The organism is Rothia sp. (in: high G+C Gram-positive bacteria) (assembly GCF_030540545.1).
GTDB lineage: Bacteria > Actinomycetota > Actinomycetes > Actinomycetales > Micrococcaceae > Rothia.
Genome location: NZ_JAUNVZ010000079.1, coordinates 1 through 1,199, shown reverse-complemented (window position 1 = coordinate 1,199; position 1,199 = coordinate 1). Strand labels below are relative to the sequence as shown.

1 protein-coding gene is annotated in these 1,199 nt (G+C 55.1%); it reads left to right on the top strand.

Annotated features, from left to right (window positions below; all coding sequences use genetic code 11):
- Positions 1 to 1,199 (top strand): PEP/pyruvate-binding domain-containing protein (locus Q4P78_RS09065; RefSeq protein WP_303340042.1); only part of this gene is annotated, 1,199 nt, incomplete at both ends.

Below are 1,199 nucleotides of genomic sequence, written 5' to 3'. Positions count from 1 at the left end.
AGGAAGAAAGAGGCGTTACTCAGGACGTAGATCTGACCGCTGAGGATTTAAAAGAGCTGGCAAACCAGTTTAAGGCCGAGTACAAAGAGAAGATCGGCGAGGACTTCCCGGATGACCCGAAGGAGCAGTTAATGGGCGCTGTGAAGGCCGTATTCCGTTCTTGGGACAACCCCCGTGCCAACGTATACCGCCGCGACAACGATATCCCGTATTCCTGGGGTACCGCAGTAAACGTGCAGGAGATGGCATTCGGAAACTGGTCGGATGAGTCCGGTACCGGCGTTGCATTTACACGTGATCCCGCAACCGGTGAGAAGAAGCTCATGGGCGAGTTCTTAATCAACGCTCAGGGCGAGGACGTGGTTGCCGGCGTTCGTACTCCGCAGCCGATCGCAGCTCTTGCTGAGGTGATGCCGGAAGTATTTGAGCAGTTTGTACAGGTATGCAATACTCTGGAGAACCACTACAGAGATATGCAGGATATGGAATTTACCATTCAGGACCGCAAGTTATTCATGCTGCAGACACGTAACGGCAAGAGAACCGCTCAGGCTGCGCTGAAGATCGCCTGCGATCTGGTGGATGAGGGCATGAGAACAGAGAAAGAGGCCGTGGCGATGATCGATCCCCGTAACCTGGATACTCTGCTTCACCCGCAGTTTGACAGCAAGGCATTGAAGGCTGCCGTACCCATGGGCAAAGGCCTGGGAGCTTCTCCTGGAGCTGCCTGCGGTAAGGTTGTATTCACAGCTGAGGACGCAGAAGCCTGGGCTGCAAGAGGCGAGAAGGTGGTACTGGTTCGTCTTGAGACTTCTCCGGAGGATATCACCGGCATGAAGGTTGCTCAGGGTATCTTAACTGTCCGCGGCGGCATGACTTCTCACGCAGCGGTTGTTGCCCGCGGCATGGGTACCTGCTGTGTATCCGGATGCGGCGACATTGCCATGGACGAGGCCAATAAGAAGTTTACCTTAGCTGGCAAGGAGTTCCACGAGGGCGACGCAATCTCCATCGACGGCACCACCGGCAACATCTATGAGGGAATTATCCCCACCGTAGACGCTACCATCGCCGGAGAGTTCGGAAGAATCATGTCCTGGGCTGACAAGTTCAGAAGACTGAAAGTAAGAACCAACGCAGATACACCGGCAGACGCCAAGAAGGCAAGAGAGCTGGGCGCTGAGGGTATCGGCCTTTGC